This is a genomic window from Pandoraea faecigallinarum (genome assembly GCF_001029105.3).
Lineage (GTDB): Bacteria > Pseudomonadota > Gammaproteobacteria > Burkholderiales > Burkholderiaceae > Pandoraea > Pandoraea faecigallinarum.
On record NZ_CP011807.3, the window covers coordinates 4,271,961 to 4,289,838 of the forward strand.

Consider the following 17,878-nt stretch of genomic DNA (forward strand, 5'->3'; position numbering starts at 1 on the left):
CTCAGAAGAATATCAGGGTCATCAGCACGAACAGCGGCAGCAAAATCGCGCCCGACCACAGCATATAGCCAAAGAAGCTCGGCATGCGAATGCCGCGCTGCTCCGCGATGGCTTTCACCATGAAGTTCGGTGCATTGCCGATGTACGTATTCGCTCCCATGAACACCGCGCCAGCCGAAATGGCCGCGAGTGTCCCGGCGCCGGTCGTCATCAACGTTGCCGCGTCGCCGCCGGCCGTATTGAAGAACACCAGATAAGTCGGCGCGTTGTCGAGGAACGACGACAACAATCCCGTCGCCCAGAAATACATGTCGTTGTCCGGCATCCCGCCCGGCCCCGTCACCAGACGGATCACCCAGCCCAGCGCACCGGCTTCGCCCGCGCGCAAAATGGCCACCACCGGAATGATGGTGAGGAAGATGCCCGCGAACAACTTCGCCACTTCCTTCATCGGCTCCCAGTTGAAACCGTTGCCGTCACGCGCGGTTCGCGGCGTGATCGCGAGCGAAATCAGGGTCACGACGACGAGCCCCGCGTCGCGTGCGAGATTCTGCAAGGCGACCGGCGTGCCGAACACGTCGAACTCCACACCCGGCTTCCAGATACCGCTCATCAGCACCAGCCCCACGGCAGCAGCCAGCAGAATGAAGTTTCGCTTGCCTTCGAGTCGCACCGGCGCGGCGTACGGCGTGGGGTCGAGTTCGTCGATCTGGCGTTCGGTTTTCTGACGGAAGTAATACGCGTCGATCAGGAAGAACAGCACCAGCAGCACGGCGCAGACGAACAGCGTCTCGGGCCAGATGTGTGCTGTCGTCCAGAAGAAATCGACACCTTGCAGGAACCCGAGAAAGAGCGGCGGATCGCCCAGCGGCGTGAGCGAGCCGCCCGCGTTCGCGACGAGGAAGATGAAGAACACGACCACATGGACGTTGTGTTTGCGATTGTCGTTCGCGCGAATGAGCGGACGAATCAGCAACATGGCCGCGCCGGTCGTGCCCATGATGCTCGCGAGCACCGTGCCGAGCGCCAGCAGACCGGTATTGAGCCATGGCCCGCCTCGCAGGTTGCCATGCACGCAAATTCCCCCTGCCGTCGTGAACAGCGCGGTGAGCAGGACCACGAACGGAATGTATTCGGCGACGACGGCATGGACTGCGCCGTACCACGCCGCCCCCACGCCGAAGGCCGCTGCGAACGGCAGCAAAAACGCCGCGCCCCAGAACGCGGCGATCTTGCCGAAGTGGTGGTGCCAGAACGCGGGCGCCAGCAACGGCCCGAGCGCAATCGAGAGCAACAGCCCGGCAAACGGCACGCCCCACCAGGCGGCGAGTTGTGCGCCGTCCGGTCCGGCAGCAAATGCCGCAGGGCTTGCCAATGCCAGTCCCGCCGCAGCCAATGCTCCCCAAATCCCCTTATGCATTGTTTCTGGTTCCTAGTGATGGATGGACGACTACGTATGAGTCGTCCTCAGCGCCGGAGTGCCCTCAGCGGCATTAGCTTGGGATATATCCCAAAACAAGGTGATGTATCCCCCGAAACGGCCAATGTCGCCGACATCCGGTCGTTTCCCGCAAGACATGCGGCCCGCCATCGTGAAGCGACACGGGCGGATGAGCGTCAGGGTCGATTCGTCGCCCCCCGCTTACGCAGCGACGCGACGACGCAGCGCGACTCAGGCGCCGTCGACAATGATGAGATGGACGCGATACGGGCCGTGCGCCCCCAATACCAGCGTCTGTTCGATATCGGCGGTACGCGACGGTCCCGCAATGAAATTGGTCGCACGCGACAACTGTCCACGCTCGCTGCGCATCAGGGCAAACCCGTCCTCGTGCCCCGCGACGACGCGCGACGCAGGCACGACTGCGATATGCGTCTCGGGCAGCAAGGTGGCCGACGCAAAGGTGTCCGGGCCCGATATCATCATCAGTGCCCCGGTCTCCGCAATCGCGCAGAAGCAGCCCGTGATACCGACGAGATCGTCGCCGTGCGGCTTGCGGAATTCCACCTGACACCCCGCGCCTGCCCAGTCGAGTTCGCGCAGCGTTGGCCATGCCACGGCCCGCGCGGTGAGGCCATTGGCCTGCAAATACGTTGCCGCAGCCGCCGGCACGTCGCCGATTGCCGGCACCCGGGTGATGGTCGTCGAGAGCGCTTCGGCTTTCGCAATGAACGTGGCGATCAGGTCTGCACTCATGGCCGGACGCGGTCCTTGCGGATGCCGCGCCAGATAGTCCTCGGCCGCTGCCTGCTCGTTCGCACGTGCGACATCGGGCCGATGCTGAGCGTTGCGAATGCGGGCAAAGATGCGATTGCGGGCGTCGGAGGTGTCCATGAGCTGTCCTGTGAAGCCAACGCGCCGGTCTGCGGCCGGCGTCGTCATGTGTCGTCTCTCGAGGCCGCCGGCGCACAGTCCGGCGGGCGATGCGCAATTATAGCGGCTGGCCCCGGGCGCGCACCGGGCGTTCGCGCACTATCGGAATCGTCCGCCCTCGCGCCCGGACACCACCGCAACGAACTTGCCCCTCAACCGGCTTTGGCGGGCTCGGGTGCAATGTCGAAGACCTGACGCAGGTAGGTCAGGTAGGCGTCGTCGTCGCACATGTTCTTGCCCGGCGAATCCGACAGCTTCGCGACCGGCTGTCCGTTGCAACGCACCATCTTGATGACGATCTGCAGGGGCTGGTAACCGAGGTCGTTGGTCAGGTTCGTCCCCACCCCGAAGGCCAGCTTGCAGCGATCGCGGAAGCGCTCGAACAGTTGCAGCACTTTCGGAATATCCAGTCCGTCGGAAAAAATCATGGTCTTCGTATGCGCATCGACACGGTTTTGCGCGTAATGCTCCAGCAGACGCTCGCCCCAGGCGAACGGATCGCCGGAATCGTGGCGCGCCCCGTCGAACAGCTTGCAGAAGTACATGTCGAAGTCGCGCAGGAAGGCGGACATGCCGTAGACGTCGGAAAGCGCGATGCCGAGGTCGCCGCGATACTCCTTCGCCCACGTCTCGAAACCGAAGATCTGGGAATCGCGCAGACGCGGACCCAGCGCCTGACACGCCTGAAGATACTCGTGCGCCATCGTGCCGAGCGGGGTCAGGCCGAGCTTCGCCGCGTAGTACACGTTGCTCGTGCCCGCGAACTGCTCGCCGAGTTCGTCACGCAAGGTGTGAATGACTTCCTCGTGCCACTCCTTCGAGAAGCGGCGGCGCGTACCGTAATCCGCGATTTTGCAATCGCGGTAATCGACACGCTCGGCCAGCATGCAGATCTTGTCCTTGAGACGCTGACGGCCTTCCTCGTATGCGGGTGTGAGTTGCGTATTGCGGAAATACACTTCGTTCACAATGGCGAGCACGGGGATCTCGAACAGAATCGTGTGAAGCCACGGCCCGCGAATCGTAATGTCGATCTCGCCGTTGCCTTTGGGCGAAGGCTGCACGGTGATGTACTTCTCGTTCAGATGGAACAGGTCGAGAAAGTCGATGAAATCGCTCTTGATAAAGCGCATCGCGCCGAGGTAGTGCAGTTCCGACTCGGTGAATCGCAGCCCGCACAGCAGACGGATTTCGTCGCGGATCTCGTCGACGTAAGGCGTGAGGTCGACGCCTTCGGTCCGGCATTTGAAGCGGTATTCGACCTGTGCGGCGGGGAAATGATGCAGGACGACCTGCATCATCGTGAACTTGTAGAGATCGGTATCGAGCAGCGACGTGATGATCATGACGACAGGCTCCGCGAGGAGCACTCACGAGAAGGCATCGAACGCGGCGGCACGTGCATTCGCACTTTTGCCGGACAGCGCACAGGAACATCGAACATCGTACCGCAAAGCGGTGTCAGTCATGACATGACGGGCGAATTGGCGCCCCCCTATTCCGCGCTGTTCCGCCCTCTTTTACCCTATTCCTTTCCCGGTTCGCGACTCGGCTCACGACTCGGCCCGCACCGCGGTCCGCATCTCGGTTCGCGGCACGGGGCCAGCCCCGCCGATGCGGCGCGTCGCCCCCTCCCCACACCGCTCGCAACGCCGTTCGGCTCTCGCACCTGCGGCGGCGGGCTGCGTTACAATACGCGTTTTAACGGCCGCTCGAAGCCGTTTCGCGCCCTACTCTGGAGTTGTTGGCATGACGCACGTTGTCACTGAAAGCTGCATCAAATGTAAATTCACCGACTGTGTGGACGTTTGCCCCGTGGACTGCTTCCGCGAAGGCCCGAACTTCCTGTCCATCGATCCGGACGAGTGCATCGATTGCGCCGTGTGCGTGGCCGAATGCCCGGTGAATGCCATTTATGCCGAAGAGGACGTGCCGGGCGACCAGCAGGAATTCATCGCATTGAACGCCGAACTCTCGCTGAACTGGCCGAGCATTACCAAGACGAAGCCGCAGTTGCCGGATGCCGACGACTGGAAGGACGTCAAGGAAAAGCTCCATCTGCTCGAGCGCTGAACCGCGAGCGCGACGCTGGCGGCTTTGCCACTGCGAACGCAGAAAAAATGCGTTCCGAGTGTTGACAGTGTGTAAAAGCCGCCTCTATAATCGCTTTCTCTTTTGATCCCCGATAGCTCAGTCGGTAGAGCGCCGGACTGTTAATCCGTAGGTCCCTGGTTCGAGCCCAGGTCGGGGAGCCAAGAATACCGAAGCGATGGCCTCGCTCACGCGAGGCCTTTGTTTTAGTCGATGCGTCGTGTCAGCGGCGCACGACTGCCAAGTTTGATCCTCGATAGCTCAGTCGGTAGAGCGCCGGACTGTTAATCCGTAGGTCCCTGGTTCGAGCCCAGGTCGAGGAGCCAAAAACACAAGAAAGCCCGTCTTAGACGGGCTTTTTTGTTTTCGTCTCCCGCGGCCACGCATACGCGTGCCCCAACGAAAACGGGGTGCCTTCCCGGCACCCCGCACTCTCACTTCAAATACCGCCGAAATCCTTTACCGCGAACTGCCCTCGCTTACTCGCTGGCAGGCGCACCGATGACGACCGACGGGCTCGCCGACGTCTTCGCGCTATTGCTGTTTTCGGACTCGATCCAGCGACGGCGCATCGGGGCGAGCACGAACTTCGCGCCAACGGCCGCCACGATGCTGATGCTCGCAGCTGCGATGAACACACGGTCCCAATGACCGCCGATCGCCAGCACCGAAGCCAGCGGCACCAGCAATGCAGCCGTGCCCTTGGCGGTGTAAAGCGTACCCGCGTTGGACGCCGCGTTCTTGCTACCGAACGTGTCCGCACACAGCGCCGGGAAGATCGAGAAGATTTCGCCCCAGCACAGGAAGGTCATCGCGGCGAAGAACACGAACATGTACGGGTTCTGACCGAAGTGCATCAGGCCGAGCATCGCCACCCCTTCCCCCAGGAAGATGATGAACATGGCGCTCTCCCGCCCGATCTTGTCCGAGACGAAACCGCACAGCGGGCGCGTAAAGCCGTTGCACAGGTTGTCGATCGACAGCGTCATCGTCAGCAGCGGCAGCGTGGCGCCGAACAGCGTCATGGGCATCGAGGCAATGCCGTAGTCCTTCGCGATCGGACCGATCTGTGCCGTTGCCATGAGACCGCCAGCGGCCACCGCAACGAAGCAGATGTAGATCACCCAGAACACGGGCGTGCGAATCATCTGGCCCGACGTATAGTCCTGCTTGGTCGCCAGGTTGCGACGCGACACCGTCGCCCCCTTCGGGGCACGCGGCTTGACCAGCAGCAGCGCGAGCAGAAAGATCGCCACGCCCTGCACGATGCCGAAGTTGAAGAACGCGGCTTCGTAACCCGACGAGCGGATCATGTTCGCAATCGGAATTACCGTGATGGCCGCACCGGCACCGAAGCCCGCAGCCGTCAGACCGGCGGCCAGACCGCGCTTGTCCGGAAACCACTTCAGTGCGTTACCTACGCAGGTGCCGTACACGCAGCCGGCACCGATCCCCGCGATGACCGCCGCCGCGTACAGCACGCTCAGCGATTCGGCATAGGAGTACATGATCCACGACAGGCCCACGCAAACTGCGCCGCCCGCGACCACGGGGCGCGGCCCGAAGCGATCCACCAGCCAGCCCTCGATCGGGACCAGCCACGTTTCCACGACGATGAAGATCGAGAATGCCACCTGAATGGCGGCAACACCCCAATGGTGTTTGGCCTCCATCGGTTCGACGAACAACGTCCACGAATACTGCAAATTGGCCACCAGGCCCATACAGATGATGCCGATCACCAGTTGTGACCAGCGCCCTCCCAGAAAAGAGGTCTTCTCCTCCGGTTGCGCAGCTGCTTGCATGACTTGCCTCCTGTTCCTGTCAGACGATTGACGACGGCCCGCGATTCGTTGTGCGGTGCCCGCCGTCATCGCGTGCGCCGCGCGCCCCAAGGGGGACTCGCGCAGACGGCACGCCTCCTGGCGTTGCGTGCGGCTCATGCGTGGCCGCTTGATCGCGGAGCACTGCCTGGCGGCAGGCTCGCAGGGCTTATGCCCCGGCTGACTGACTCTCGGAAGTGTCAAAGGACACTCCCGGCCCCCGCTTCGGCGCGGCGACGCAGACTTTTCAGGGTCCGCGCCGGCAAGTTGCCGGCTGCCGAAGGGTGACTGGTTATACAAATTCGAGTGAGGACCGGCCTGCGCTGTCGGCGTATCACGATGGACCGCACGGATCGCATCGCAAGCCTGGTCCCATCACTCAGGCGGGCGCGCCTCGCGGACGCGTGATCGCCAGATCGCCTGCCCACGGTTGGCGGCAGGGAGATGAGGAACGCCCCAGCGCACGAACGACCTCCGTGGACACTGACGGCGGATAGGACAGGGCAGCCGGTGCGCGACAAACGTCGCACGAAGACTGCCCGAAAGAAAATGCGTGCTTACCCAACTGATGTCTCCGATGAAATGCCATGCCGGTCCGGCCCACCCATCCGTTCCCGGCAATTTCACGGAAACTTCGGGGCCGTCTCGACACTTGAATTTGATATACAAGATTCAATATATCGAATTAAGTATTTTTTATGGTTCCAAAATTAGACGATGGCCGAACCACTGTCAACCCGATTGCGCCCGCATACGGGCCGGTAATGACCGGCCTCCGTCAGCCGCCGGCGCCTCGCTGGTAAGCGCTCGGTAACCGGCAAACCACGGTAAACCGCGCCGTTGCCGGGTATGGCGGCATGCGCAGACAGGCATGCCGCCCCCGGGCGACGCATGTCGCCGGAGGCAGAGGTCAGGGAAAACGATGAGAGTTTGACGGGTCCGGCCAATCGTTCGGCCAAGGCTTCGTTGGGAAACGAAGCCCCTCCGGCATCGGAGTCAGACAGTCTTTTGGGGACTTTCGGCGCGCGGATCGACCGGGTCGCCGGAATTGTTGCGGATGAAGGCCAGATGCTCGCGCAGCGACCGTTGCGCGCTGGCGGTGTCGTGCGACGCCACGGCATTGAAAATGCGGCGATGCTGATCGACCAGTTCCGCCAGATCGGCGCCATGGCCGACGATCGCTCGGTAGTTATCGACGACCGAGCCGCGCAGCAGCTCGAAGATCGCATGCATGAGATGCACGAGCACCAGATTGTGCGTGGCCTCGGCCAGGGCCAGATGAAAGTGCGCATCCAGTTCGGGCACACGGGTGAGCAACGACTGCCCGCGCGCGTCGCCCTCGCCGTCCAGCCCGTCACGCCCTGCCGCATAGGCCGCTTCCAACGCTTCGAGCGCCTGTCCCAGACGTGCAATGTCCTCGGGCGTGGCGCGCTGCGCGGCCAGTTCCACGGCCTTCGCTTCGAGCACTTCGCGCATTTCCAGCACGTCGTCGACGGTCTTGCTGTGACGCGACATCAATTGAGACAACGGCTCGGCAAGCAGCGGCTGACTCGCGTTGGCGACAAGATAGCCACCACCGGCGCGCCCGACGATCAGGCCGCGCGACTCCAGTCGCAACAGCGCCTCACGCAGCGACGGACGCGACACCCCCATCTGCTGCGCCAGATCGCGCTCCGACGGCAGCGCCGAGCCGGGCGCCAGCCGGCCTTCGACGACCATCGTTTCCAGTTGCTCGTAGACCATGTCGGACAGGCGCAGGCGCGGCGGCGGCGTGACCGGCGCAAAGCTGGCGACGGTGCCCGCCGGCCCAGTGGCGCCGGCGGAATCACTGACATTGGCCGATTCGCTGGCGAAGCGGGAAGAAAGAGAAGACATAGGCAGAGACGACTCGTTGGACGGCATGTCGGCTTCGGTTCTCGACAGAAATCACAGACGCCACGATACAGGATGCGGCATCGCTCAGGGCGCGCATGCCGCGCGTGCGCGGGTATGACTGGAGAATCCGATTCATTTAAGGGTTAACCCTCTAGTCGGAATCGGTTCATTCCCTTTACGATGACGTCATCCGACAACTGGTCGACCAGTCTACCAGTAGACCAGATCGACTCACCGTCATTACACGCCAACGATCGTCCGAGAGCAAGCCGATGGGATCGAATGTGTCGCCCGCTGCCGATACGCTGCGCACTCAATCGCAGCGTACCCAGCCAATCAATTCGCTGACGTCGCCGTCATCGCCACTTTCATCGCCGCCACCGTTGCCGCCTACTTTGCCGTTAGCCTCGCCCCCCGCCGATGAGCCCGTGTTCGACACGTTGAGCGCAGCCACGCGCGCCGCCCGCCTTGACGCCTTGCGCGCGGCAGTGCCCGACGCTCAATGGCTCACCGAACGGGAGCAGATCACGCCGTACGAGTGCGACGGTCTGGCCGCGTACCGTAAACTGCCGCTGGCCGTGGTGCTGCCGGCCGACGAAGATCAGGTGTGCCGCATTCTGCGGGCGTGCCACGCGCATGGCGTTCCAGTCGTGCCGCGCGGTGCAGGCACCGGACTGTCGGGCGGCGCAATGCCGATCACCGACGGCATCGTGCTCTCGCTGGCGAAATTCAAACGCATTCTGGAAGTCGACGCCTACGCCCGCACGGCCACCGTGCAGCCGGGTGTGCGCAACCTTGCCGTGTCCGAAGCCGCCGCACCTTACGGCCTCTATTACGCTCCCGATCCGTCATCGCAAATCGCCTGCACCATCGGCGGCAACGTCTCGGAGAATTCCGGCGGCGTGCATTGCCTGAAGTACGGTCTCACCGTTCATAACGTGTTGCGCGTGCGCGCCGTGACGATGGACGGCGAGATCGTCGAGTTCGGCTCCCACGCGCTGGATTCGCCGGGTCTCGACCTGCTGTCCGTGTTCATCGGCAGTGAGGGAATGTTCTGTGTCGTCACGGAAGTTACCGTGAAGCTCGTGCCGAAACCGCAGGTCCAGCAAGTCATCATGGCGAGCTTCGACGACGTGGAAGCCGGCGGTAACGCGGTTGCCGCGATCATCGCTGCGGGCATCATTCCGGCCGGGCTGGAAATGATGGACAAACCGGCGACTCAGGCCGTGGAAGAGTTCGTACATGCAGGTTACGACCTCAACGCCGCCGCCATCCTGCTGTGCGAATCGGATGGCACACCGGAAGAAATCGCCGAGGAAATCGCACGCGTCTCGGCGGTGCTGCGAGCGTCGGGCGCCACACGCATTCAGGTCTCCGCCTCGGAAGCCGAACGCCTGCGATTCTGGTCCGGACGCAAGAACGCCTTCCCCGCCGCCGGGCGCATCTCGCCCGATTACTACTGCATGGACGGCACCATCCCGCGCCGGACCATCGGTACGCTACTCAAGCGTATCGAAGCCATGGAAGTGCAATACGGCCTGCGCTGCATCAACGTCTTCCACGCGGGCGACGGCAATATGCATCCGCTGATTCTGTTCAACGGCAACGATCAGGACGAGTGGCATCGCGCCGAAGCGTTTGGGAGCGACATTCTCGAAGCCTGCGTGGAGCTGGGTGGAACGGTGACGGGCGAGCATGGTGTCGGCATCGAGAAAATCAACTCGATGTGCGTCCAGTTCTCGCCGCAAGAGCGCGATGCGTTCTTTGCCGTGAAGCGCGCCTTCGATCCCGCCGGATTGCTCAACGCCGACAAGGCCATTCCCACGCGCGCGCGTTGCGCCGAATACGGCAAGATGCACGTGCGCGGCGGGCTGCTGCCCCACCCCGATTTGCCGAGGTTCTGATGTCGCACGTCCCTCCAATCACGACCGAGACTCTACAGACGAGCGCCGCCGCCCAGACGCTTGCCGCGATACGCGAACGCGTACTCGCCGCCACGGCCGGCGGCACGCCGCTCGATATTCAGGGCGGCAATACGAAGCGCTGGTACGGCGAGACGCCCAGCGGCGAACCGCTCGACATGCGCGCGTATCGCGGCATCGTGTCGTACGACCCTGCCGAACTCGTGATCACCGCGCGCGCCGGCACGCCGCTCGCCGAGATCGAGGCGGCGCTCGCCGAGCGTGGACAGATGCTTCCATTCGAGCCACCGCACTTCGGTCCCGGCGCCACGCTCGGCGGCTGCATCGCCGCGGGACTTGCCGGTCCCCGACGTCCGCATGTCGGCGCGCCGCGCGACTTCGTACTCGGCGCCGTCGTCATGAACGGTCAGGGACAAGTGCTGCATTTTGGTGGACAGGTGATGAAGAACGTCGCGGGTTACGACGTCTCGCGTGTGCTTGCCGGTGCCCTCGGCACGCTGGGCGTGCTGCTCGAACTCTCGATCAAGGTATTGCCCTGCCCGGTCGCCGAAGCCACGCTGCGCTTCGCGTTGCCGCAGGCGCAGGCCATCGGGCAACTCAATCGCTGGGGCGGCCAGCCGCTCCCGCTCATGGGCTCGGCCTGGCACGACGGCGTATTGAGCGTGCGTCTCGGCGGGGCGGCGGCAGCCATCGACGCCGCGCGAGCGACGATGGGCGGCCATCAGGTCGACGCCATCGAAGCACTCGGTTTCTGGGAATCGCTGCGCGAGCAGACCCACCCATTCTTCGCCACGGCCCCCGTGCAGGGCGACGGCCAGCCGCTGTGGCGTCTTTCGGTGCCGCCGACCACGCCGCCGCTCGCGCATGGCGATGAACACCTGATCGAATGGGGCGGCGCGCAGCGCTGGTGGATCACCCCGCGCCCGGCCGCCGAAATTCGCGCAATCGCCGCAGCGGCCGGCGGGCATGCTACGCTGTTTCGCCACGGCAACAAGTCGGCGGGCGCGGCGAGCGTCTTCACACCGCAACCGGCGGCACTGCAAGCGATCGGCGAGCGTCTGCAACAGGCGTTCGACCCGAGCCGCATCTTCAACCGTCATCGGTTGTACCGGTAAATCGCTAATTCAGAACGATGCAAACCAACCTCGCAGAATTCCTCCGTCAGACACCGGACGGTGACGAAGCCGAAGCCATTCTCCGCAAATGCGTGCATTGCGGATTCTGTACCGCGACCTGTCCCACCTATCAGCTGCTGGGCGACGAACTCGACGGCCCTCGCGGCCGCATCTACCTCATCAAGCAGATGGTCGAGGGCCAGCATGTGACGCGCGAAACGCAGCGCCATCTGGACCGCTGCCTGACCTGCCGCAGTTGTGAATCGACCTGTCCGTCGGGGGTTCAGTACGGGCGTCTGGCCGACATCGGCCGTCGTCACATCGACGCCAGGGTGGGCCGCCCCGCCGGGGAGCGCGCCCTGCGCTGGACGCTCGCCCGTGTGCTGCCCAACCGTACGCTGTTCTCACCCGCGCTGCGCCTCGGCCAGCAGTTCCGCGGGTTGCTGCCGCGTTCGCTGCGGGAGAAGGTGCCGCACCGTCAACGTTCGGGCACCTGGCCGCACGCGAAGCACGCGCGTCGCATGCTCATGCTCGAAGGCTGTGTGCAACCGGCCATGCTGCCGAACGTCAACAAGGCCACCGCCCGTGTGCTCGACGCCCTCGGCATCGAGACGGTACGCCCCGCTTCGGCCGGATGTTGTGGCGCGATTCGTCTGCATCTGAACTACCACGACGACGGCCTGGACGATATTCGCCGCAACATCGACGCCTGGTGGCCCGAGATCGAAGCCGGTGCGCAGGCCATCGTCATCAACGCCTCCGGCTGCGGCGCGACGGTCAAGGAGTATGGCCATCTGCTGCGCCACGACGCGCAATACGCGGGTAAGGCGCAACGCGTCTCCGAACTCGCACGCGACTTGTCGGAAGTGCTGCTCGACAATCTCGACGCGCTGCAAAAGCGCGTGCCCCAGCGCCTGACGGGTAAAACCGGCAAGATCGCCTATCACCCGCCGTGCACGCTGCTACATGGCCAGCAACTCAAGGGCGTGGTGGAAAAGGTGCTCGCCGGTGTTGGCGTTACCGTCGTGCTGCCGCAGGACAGCCATATCTGCTGCGGCTCGGCCGGCACATACTCCGTCACGCAGCCGGACCTGTCCCACCAACTGCGCGACGCCAAGTGGAAGGCGCTCGACGCGCTCGATCCCGAACTCGTCGTCTCGGCCAACGTCGGCTGCATCTGCCATTTACAGGCGACGGCCAAGGGCGAACACGCCCGCGATCACGCGCCGGTGCAGCACTGGATCGAACTTCTGGACCGGTTGATCGCAACCGCCTGAGCCGTGGCGTCCGGGCGCGCCCCTCGCGCCCCCATCACCCTTCATCCCCCTCTCGCGGCGACTCTCCTCGCCGCACCTGATTGATTGTCCCGGCAACCGGGACAATCAATCCCTTCGCCGCTCGTTTATCTGCACGATCCCGCTCCCTAGAATCTGGACTGAGCCGGTCAACCGCGTCAGCTGTGGCCGGCGGTCGTCAAGTCCTTTCATCCGATACCCTCGCCGGAGCCTGTCATGATCGATACCAAAACCGCCCCGTACGCTGCACTATTGCTGCGCGTCTCGCTGGGTATCCTGTTCCTCGCCCACCTCTCGCTCAAGGTGTTCGTCTTCACCGTCCCCGGTTTCGTTGGGTTCATGGGGTCGCTTGGTCTGCCGCCGGTCCTCGCCTATGTCACGATGGCGCTGGAACTCGTCGGTGGCCTGATGCTCCTCGCCGGCTTTTACGCCCGCTGGGCGGCCTTGCCGCTCGCGGCACTGATGCTCGGCACCATCGTCTCGGTGCACGGCCACAATGGATGGATGTTCGCCAACAAGGGCGGCGGCTGGGAGTTTCCGGCGTTCTGGCTGGTGGCGTTGCTGGTCGTCGCGCTGCTTGGCGACGGTGCGTTCGCACTTCGCCGCACGCGCACTGCCTGATGGCCCCTATCTCCGGTTCGGAAGCCGGTTCGGAATCGTGACGTTTGTCGTTTAGCGTAGTTTTGCAGGAGTCATTGCCATGTCTGCCCTTCCCACCCTCTTCGTCTCCCACGGTTCGCCGCTGCTCGCGGTCGAGCCCGGCCGCACCGGCCCGTTGCTGACGGCGCTGGGGCGTGCGGTGCCGCGTCCGCGGGAAATCCTCGTGATTTCGCCGCATTGGTCAACGCCCGCACCGCGCGTGGGCAGTCTTGCGCAGCAACGCACGATCCACGATTTCGGGAGCTTCCCGCGTGAACTCTACGCCCTGGGGTATCCGGCGCCGGGCGCCCCGGCCCTTGCCGCGCGCACGGCGCAGCTTTTGCGCGACGCCGGGCTGCCGGCCGTCACCGACGACCAGTGGGGCCTCGATCACGGCGCATGGGTACCGCTCAGCTACCTGTACCCGGACGCCGATATTCCGGTCACGCAGTTGTCGCTGCAACGTCATATGCGGCCGGAATATCAGTACCGGCTTGGGCAGACGCTCGCTCAACTCGCTAATGAAGACGTGCTGATCGTGGCCTCCGGCAGCTTCACGCACAATCTGCACGAAGTATTTCGCGCCCCGTCGGAAGACCGTGCCGAGGCCCCTTACCTGGCCGAGTTCGTCGCATGGTTCACGGAGCATCTGGCGAAGATGGATCTGGACGCGCTGTTCGACTACCGCGCCCGCGCGCCGCACGCCGAGCGCGCGCACCCCACCGATGAGCATCTGCTGCCGATCTACGTCGCGATGGGCGCCGCGGACAACGCGCTCAGTCAGACGCACTTCGACACCGGCTCGACTTACGGGGCGCTGCGCATGGACGCCTTCGCGTTCGGCAGCGCCGCCCCGTCGCTCGCCCATGTGAGCCGACTGGCACAATAGCGGCATCGAGATTCGGGGCGGCCCGGATGCCCGCGCCCGGACATCCCGCCTTGTCGCGTCATCCAGAGGAGCCTCGCCCCCGCATGAACAAACTTCGCGAGATCGAATGTTTCATCGCCGTGGTCGAGTCGGGCAGCTTCGTCAAAGCGGCCGACTCGCTCGGCATCTCGAAGACCGCCGTCTCGCGCTACGTGGCCGATCTCGAAGCGCGCCTGGGAACGCGGCTGCTGCAACGCACGACACGCCGCCTCTCGCTCACCGAACCCGGCCAACGCTACGTCGAGCGCTGCCGCCAGATTCTGGCGGAACTGGACGAAGCCGACGCCATGGCCGGCGAACAGGACGGCGAGCCGACCGGCCCATTGCGTATCAACGCACCGCATACGTTCGGCGTGCTGCATCTCGCGCCACTCTGGCCAGCGTTTCTCGCGCAGTATCCGCAAGTCCTGCTCGACATCACGCTAAGCGACCGGCTCGTCGATATCGTCGACGAAGGTTACGATCTGGCAATTCGCATCTCGCGCCTGCCGGACTCGTCTCTCGTGCATCGCCGGCTGGCGGGCACGCGTCTGGTGTTGTGCGCATCGCCCGGCTATCTTGCGCAGCACGGCACCCCCAAACATCCGAGCGAACTCACGCAGCACGAAACGGTCGGCTACAGTTATTTCCTGCATCGCCGCGAATGGCATTTCGACGGCCCTGACGGCCCCGTGTCCGTGCAGACGCACGCACGACTGATCGCCGACAATGGCGATACCTGTGTTGCCGCCGCCGTGGCGGGCAGCGGCATCATCCTGCAACCGGCATTTCTCGTTCAGGATGCACTGCGCGACGGCCGGCTCGTCGAGTTTCTGTCCGAGTACACGCAAGGCGAGCGCGGCATCTATGTCGTCTATCCGTCACGCAAGTACCTGAGCGCCAAGGTGCGCGCGATGATCGACTTTCTCGTCGAAGCGTTCGCAATGCCCGGCTGGCATGTGCTTGAACGCAAGTGAGGGCCCGTAAATCGCGCAAGTGGCGCCACCCCCTTCGTGGCAAGGCCGGCCAAGGTATCCCGGCGCGCGCGAAACGTGCCTGCATCCGCCGCGAAAGCCCCCTGAACCGGTAGTGAACGGTCGATAAAACACCGGAATGCCACGGATATTTATTGGCGACGGTATTTGTCACTTATACTGATGGGCCTGTCGTCCCATTACCTTTATTTTGGAAAACTTCTTACTCATCGTCGCTGCGATCCTGCTGGTGTTGCTCAACGGCTTCTTCGTGGCGGCGGAATTCGGCCTCGTCAAACTGCGCCAGACGCGCGTTCATGTCATTGCCCGCCAACGGGGTTGGCGCGGCCGTATCCTGGCCAAGGTTCACAGCCAGCTCGACACTTACCTCTCCGCCTGCCAGCTCGGCATCACGCTCGCCTCGCTGGGCCTCGGCTGGATCGGTGAGCCCGCCTTCGCGCGCATTCTCACGCCGCTGTTCGAACTCGCCGGTGTGAGCTCCCCCGAGTTGATTCACGCGCTGGCGTTCTTCATCGCGTTCTTCACGATTTCGTATCTGCATATTGTCGTGGGCGAACTCGCCCCGAAGTCGATGGCGCTGCGCATGCCCGAAGCGATTTCGGTGTGGACGGCCGCACCGTTGTACGGTTTTTACTGGCTGATGTATCCGGCGATCTGGATTCTCAACCACAGTGCCAACCGCCTGCTGCGCTGGACGGGACTCGATCCGTCGCACGGCACCGACGCTCGCTATTCGGCCGACGAAATCAAGCTGATCGTGCGTCGGGGCGCGTCGAGCGAAAAGCTCTCGCGCGACGACTGGAACGTAGTGGCCTACGCCATCGACTTCAGCGATCTGACCGTGTCCGACCTGATGCGTCCGATGAGCGAAGTCGCGGCGTTCCGCCGTAGCGCCACGTTCGCGCAGAACATGGACACGGCGTACCGTCATCGCTACAGCCGCTACCCCTTCTTCGACACCGACGGCGAAACCGTGCTCGGCGTGGTCCACCTGAAGGATCTGTTCCTCGCGGAGCACCACGGCCAGTCCATCGAAGACCTGGGCGCCATGGCGCGCCCCGTCGAGCGCGTGAAGCCCGATATGCCCGCGCGTGAACTGTTCAGCCGTTTCCGTCGCGGCGCGCCGCACTTTGCCATCGTGGGATGGCCCGACCAGAAGCCTATCGGCTTCCTCACGCTGGACAACCTGCTCTCGGCGCTCGTCGGCAAGATCCGCGACGAATTCCGTCAGACGGAAGACGACTGGACGCGCATGGAGGACGGCACCCTGATCGGGCGCGGCAGTCTGCCGATCCTGACGCTGGAGCGTGCGCTGGGCCTCGAAATTCCGAGCGAGCACGCCGAATCGGTGGGCGGACTCATTATGAACGCCCTCGGGTATCTGCCGCGCGAGGGCCAAAAGGTCGACTTCGACGGCTTCTCGGTGGTCGTCAAGAAGATGCAGGGTCCGCGTATCGTACTCGTGCGTATCTACCCCGACGGCGTGCGCGAGGCCCGTGGCGAGCCGCCCGATGTGGCGGTGCAGCAACGCGAGCCGTAATCCCCGATTGATATCCGTCGTGTTGGCTTGTCAGAATACGCACTATGCGTGACCTCGCCCGATAGAGGCAAGACAAGGTCACGTGGGGGAGTGCGGGGCAAGGCAACACAAGAGTTCGTCAGAACAAAGCCGAGGCGATGGTGGACGACACGGGGAAGTTGTCTCTCGATGCGCTGATCAGCACCTGCTACGACGGGGTGCTCGACGAAGCGCGCTGGGATCAGGCGCTGCGCGATTTCAATCAGTGGGCCGGCGGCATGGGCTTCCATTCGGTGACGTGGGATCGCGCGCGTCACTGCGCCACGCGCGACTCGCATTCGCTGAACGCCTCGCCCGATCTCATTCGCGAGTTCGTCGAAAAGCTCGCGCCGACGGATCCGCGCGTGGCGCTCATGCTGCGTCAGCCGGTCGGCCACGCCATGCGGTGCCACCACCATCTGAGCGACCGCTACGTCGCCCGTAGCGAACTCTTCAACGAATTCCTCATTCCCAACGGCGTTCGCTACACCTACGGCCTGCATCTCGACGGCGCCGACGGCACCAGCGAATTGCTGGCGATTCTGCGCAGTCCCGATCACGCCCCCTTCGAAGACGCCGACAACGCCCCCGAGCTGGAAATGCTGACAAGGCACATTGCGCGTGCGGCGCGTCTGCGCGCGGGCACGCGCCATCTGCAAGCGCAGGCGGCGATGGGCATGTCGGTGCTCGATCATCTCGAGATGGCCATCGTCGTGACGGACGAGACGAGCCATGCGCACTATCTGAATGTCGCCGCCCACCAGATACTCGGCTCGACACGCAGCATCGGCATTCGTGGCGGAAAGCTCTCCGCGCTGCTGCCGAGCGACGATCAGGCGATGCGACGCCTGATCGTGAATGCAACGGCCGCAATGCCCGTCGCCGGAAGTTATCGTCTGCACAGTGACAATCAGCGCCATTGGGTCGTGACCGTGCTGCCGTTGCGCGAATCTCACGCTTGCGCCGCCCCCTGGCAGCGGCCCATGGCAATGCTGACGATCGGCGAACTCGACCGGCGGGTCGCGCTCGGACCGTACACGCTGAAAGTGCTGTTCGGGCTGTCGCCGGCGGAAGCCCGTCTCGCGCAGGCGCTGGCCGAAGGCCGCGAGCTGGCCCAATACGCGCAGGACGCCAATGTCGCCACCAACACCGCGCGCACACAGTTGCGTCACATCTTCGACAAGACAGGATGCCGCCGGCAGACCGATCTGCTGCGTTTGCTGCACGCGATACCGGCCTTGCGGATTCACGCGCCGGGGTGATCGCCGCGCCGCCAATGCAAGA

14 protein-coding genes and 2 tRNA genes are annotated in these 17,878 nt (G+C 64.0%); 11 read left to right on the forward strand and 5 right to left on the reverse strand.

All coding sequences use genetic code 11. The features are described 5' to 3' along the window. Position 1: 1 nt before the first annotated feature. From AB870_RS18760 to pncB, 3 genes are all read right to left on the reverse strand, one after another. Positions 2 to 1,420 (reverse strand): sodium:proton antiporter, encoded by a 1,419-nt coding sequence (locus tag AB870_RS18760; RefSeq protein WP_047905861.1) that lies wholly within the window; start codon positions 1,418 to 1,420, stop codon positions 2 to 4. A gap of 252 nt (positions 1,421 to 1,672) precedes the next feature. Continuing rightward, positions 1,673 to 2,335, reverse strand: a complete 663-nt coding sequence (locus tag AB870_RS18765) for a LutC/YkgG family protein (RefSeq protein WP_047905862.1) — start codon at positions 2,333 to 2,335, stop codon at positions 1,673 to 1,675. Between the two features lie 191 nt (positions 2,336 to 2,526). Beyond that, on the reverse strand, positions 2,527 to 3,720 hold the full coding sequence (gene pncB, locus AB870_RS18770; protein ID WP_047905863.1) for a nicotinate phosphoribosyltransferase: 1,194 nt from the start codon (positions 3,718 to 3,720) through the stop codon (positions 2,527 to 2,529). Between the two features lie 403 nt (positions 3,721 to 4,123). On the opposite strand from pncB, the gene fdxA reads away from it, so the two are divergent. The 3 genes from fdxA to AB870_RS18785 all read left to right on the forward strand — a co-directional run bounded on the left by fdxA (position 4,124) and on the right by AB870_RS18785 (position 4,791). Then, positions 4,124 to 4,447 carry a ferredoxin FdxA gene (fdxA, locus tag AB870_RS18775; protein WP_047905864.1) on the forward strand — a complete coding sequence of 108 codons (324 nt, stop codon included), beginning with the start codon at positions 4,124 to 4,126 and terminating at the stop codon, positions 4,445 to 4,447. 106 nt (positions 4,448 to 4,553) lie between these two features. Beyond that, positions 4,554 to 4,629 (forward strand) — tRNA-Asn (locus AB870_RS18780). Between the two features lie 86 nt (positions 4,630 to 4,715). Beyond that, positions 4,716 to 4,791: transfer RNA gene (locus AB870_RS18785), tRNA-Asn, on the forward strand. A 153-nt stretch (positions 4,792 to 4,944) separates the two neighbouring features. On the opposite strand, the gene oxlT is transcribed toward AB870_RS18785, so the two are convergent. Together oxlT and AB870_RS18795 are read right to left on the reverse strand one after the other, a co-directional pair. Further along, positions 4,945 to 6,270: an oxalate/formate MFS antiporter gene (oxlT, locus tag AB870_RS18790; protein WP_047905865.1), complete on the reverse strand. Its 1,326-nt coding sequence runs from the start codon at positions 6,268 to 6,270 to the stop codon at positions 4,945 to 4,947. Between the two features lie 1,014 nt (positions 6,271 to 7,284). Continuing rightward, the gene (locus AB870_RS18795; RefSeq protein WP_053059435.1) at positions 7,285 to 8,163 is read right to left on the reverse strand and encodes a FadR/GntR family transcriptional regulator; all 879 of its coding nucleotides are present in this window, start codon (positions 8,161 to 8,163) and stop codon (positions 7,285 to 7,287) included. Positions 8,164 to 8,591: 428 nt separating this feature from the next. On the opposite strand from AB870_RS18795, the gene AB870_RS18800 reads away from it, so the two are divergent. The 8 genes from AB870_RS18800 (at position 8,592) to AB870_RS18835 (ending at position 17,856) form a co-directional block, all read left to right on the forward strand. Further along, entirely contained in the window at positions 8,592 to 10,067 is a 1,476-nt protein-coding gene (locus AB870_RS18800; RefSeq protein WP_157112383.1) for an FAD-linked oxidase C-terminal domain-containing protein, read from the forward strand. Continuing rightward, positions 10,067 to 11,200: a glycolate oxidase subunit GlcE gene (glcE, locus tag AB870_RS18805; RefSeq protein WP_047905866.1), complete on the forward strand. Its 1,134-nt coding sequence runs from the start codon at positions 10,067 to 10,069 to the stop codon at positions 11,198 to 11,200. Before AB870_RS18800 ends, glcE begins: the two co-directional genes overlap by 1 nt. Positions 11,201 to 11,217: 17 nt before the next feature. Beyond that, a complete protein-coding gene (gene glcF, locus AB870_RS18810) occupies positions 11,218 to 12,477 on the forward strand; it encodes a glycolate oxidase subunit GlcF (RefSeq protein ID WP_047905867.1) in 1,260 nt (419 codons plus the stop codon). Positions 12,478 to 12,711: 234 nt separating this feature from the next. Next, complete coding sequence (locus tag AB870_RS18815; protein ID WP_047905868.1) at positions 12,712 to 13,116, forward strand: DoxX family protein; 405 nt, start codon at positions 12,712 to 12,714, stop codon at positions 13,114 to 13,116. Between the two features lie 79 nt (positions 13,117 to 13,195). Further along, positions 13,196 to 14,023 (forward strand): dioxygenase family protein, encoded by an 828-nt coding sequence (locus AB870_RS18820; protein ID WP_047905869.1) that lies wholly within the window; start codon positions 13,196 to 13,198, stop codon positions 14,021 to 14,023. A gap of 83 nt (positions 14,024 to 14,106) precedes the next feature. Further along, the gene (locus AB870_RS18825; RefSeq protein WP_047905870.1) at positions 14,107 to 15,018 is read left to right on the forward strand and encodes a LysR family transcriptional regulator; all 912 of its coding nucleotides are present in this window, start codon (positions 14,107 to 14,109) and stop codon (positions 15,016 to 15,018) included. 208 nt (positions 15,019 to 15,226) lie between these two features. Next, positions 15,227 to 16,576 (forward strand): hemolysin family protein, encoded by a 1,350-nt coding sequence (locus tag AB870_RS18830; RefSeq protein ID WP_047905871.1) that lies wholly within the window; start codon positions 15,227 to 15,229, stop codon positions 16,574 to 16,576. Between the two features lie 137 nt (positions 16,577 to 16,713). After that, entirely contained in the window at positions 16,714 to 17,856 is a 1,143-nt protein-coding gene (locus AB870_RS18835; RefSeq protein ID WP_047905872.1) for a helix-turn-helix transcriptional regulator, read from the forward strand. Positions 17,857 to 17,878 lie beyond the last annotated feature (22 nt).

Excerpts from the sequence above, each read along its gene's own strand:
- AB870_RS18825 (WP_047905870.1), top strand. The coding sequence starts at position 14,107 with ATGAACAAACTTCGCGAGATCGAATGTTTCATCGCCGTGGTCGAGTCG.
- oxlT (WP_047905865.1), bottom strand. The coding sequence starts at position 6,270 with ATGCAAGCAGCTGCGCAACCGGAGGAGAAGACCTCTTTTCTGGGAGGG.
- glcF (WP_047905867.1), top strand. The coding sequence starts at position 11,218 with ATGCAAACCAACCTCGCAGAATTCCTCCGTCAGACACCGGACGGTGAC.
- AB870_RS18815 (WP_047905868.1), top strand. The coding sequence starts at position 12,712 with ATGATCGATACCAAAACCGCCCCGTACGCTGCACTATTGCTGCGCGTC.
- AB870_RS18835 (WP_047905872.1), top strand. The coding sequence starts at position 16,714 with ATGGTGGACGACACGGGGAAGTTGTCTCTCGATGCGCTGATCAGCACC.
- AB870_RS18820 (WP_047905869.1), top strand. The coding sequence starts at position 13,196 with ATGTCTGCCCTTCCCACCCTCTTCGTCTCCCACGGTTCGCCGCTGCTC.
- fdxA (WP_047905864.1), top strand. The coding sequence starts at position 4,124 with ATGACGCACGTTGTCACTGAAAGCTGCATCAAATGTAAATTCACCGAC.
- glcE (WP_047905866.1), top strand. The coding sequence starts at position 10,067 with ATGTCGCACGTCCCTCCAATCACGACCGAGACTCTACAGACGAGCGCC.
- AB870_RS18760 (WP_047905861.1), bottom strand. The coding sequence starts at position 1,420 with ATGCATAAGGGGATTTGGGGAGCATTGGCTGCGGCGGGACTGGCATTG.
- AB870_RS18765 (WP_047905862.1), bottom strand. The coding sequence starts at position 2,335 with ATGGACACCTCCGACGCCCGCAATCGCATCTTTGCCCGCATTCGCAAC.
- pncB (WP_047905863.1), bottom strand. The coding sequence starts at position 3,720 with ATGATCATCACGTCGCTGCTCGATACCGATCTCTACAAGTTCACGATG.
- AB870_RS18795 (WP_053059435.1), bottom strand. The coding sequence starts at position 8,163 with ATGTCTTCTCTTTCTTCCCGCTTCGCCAGCGAATCGGCCAATGTCAGT.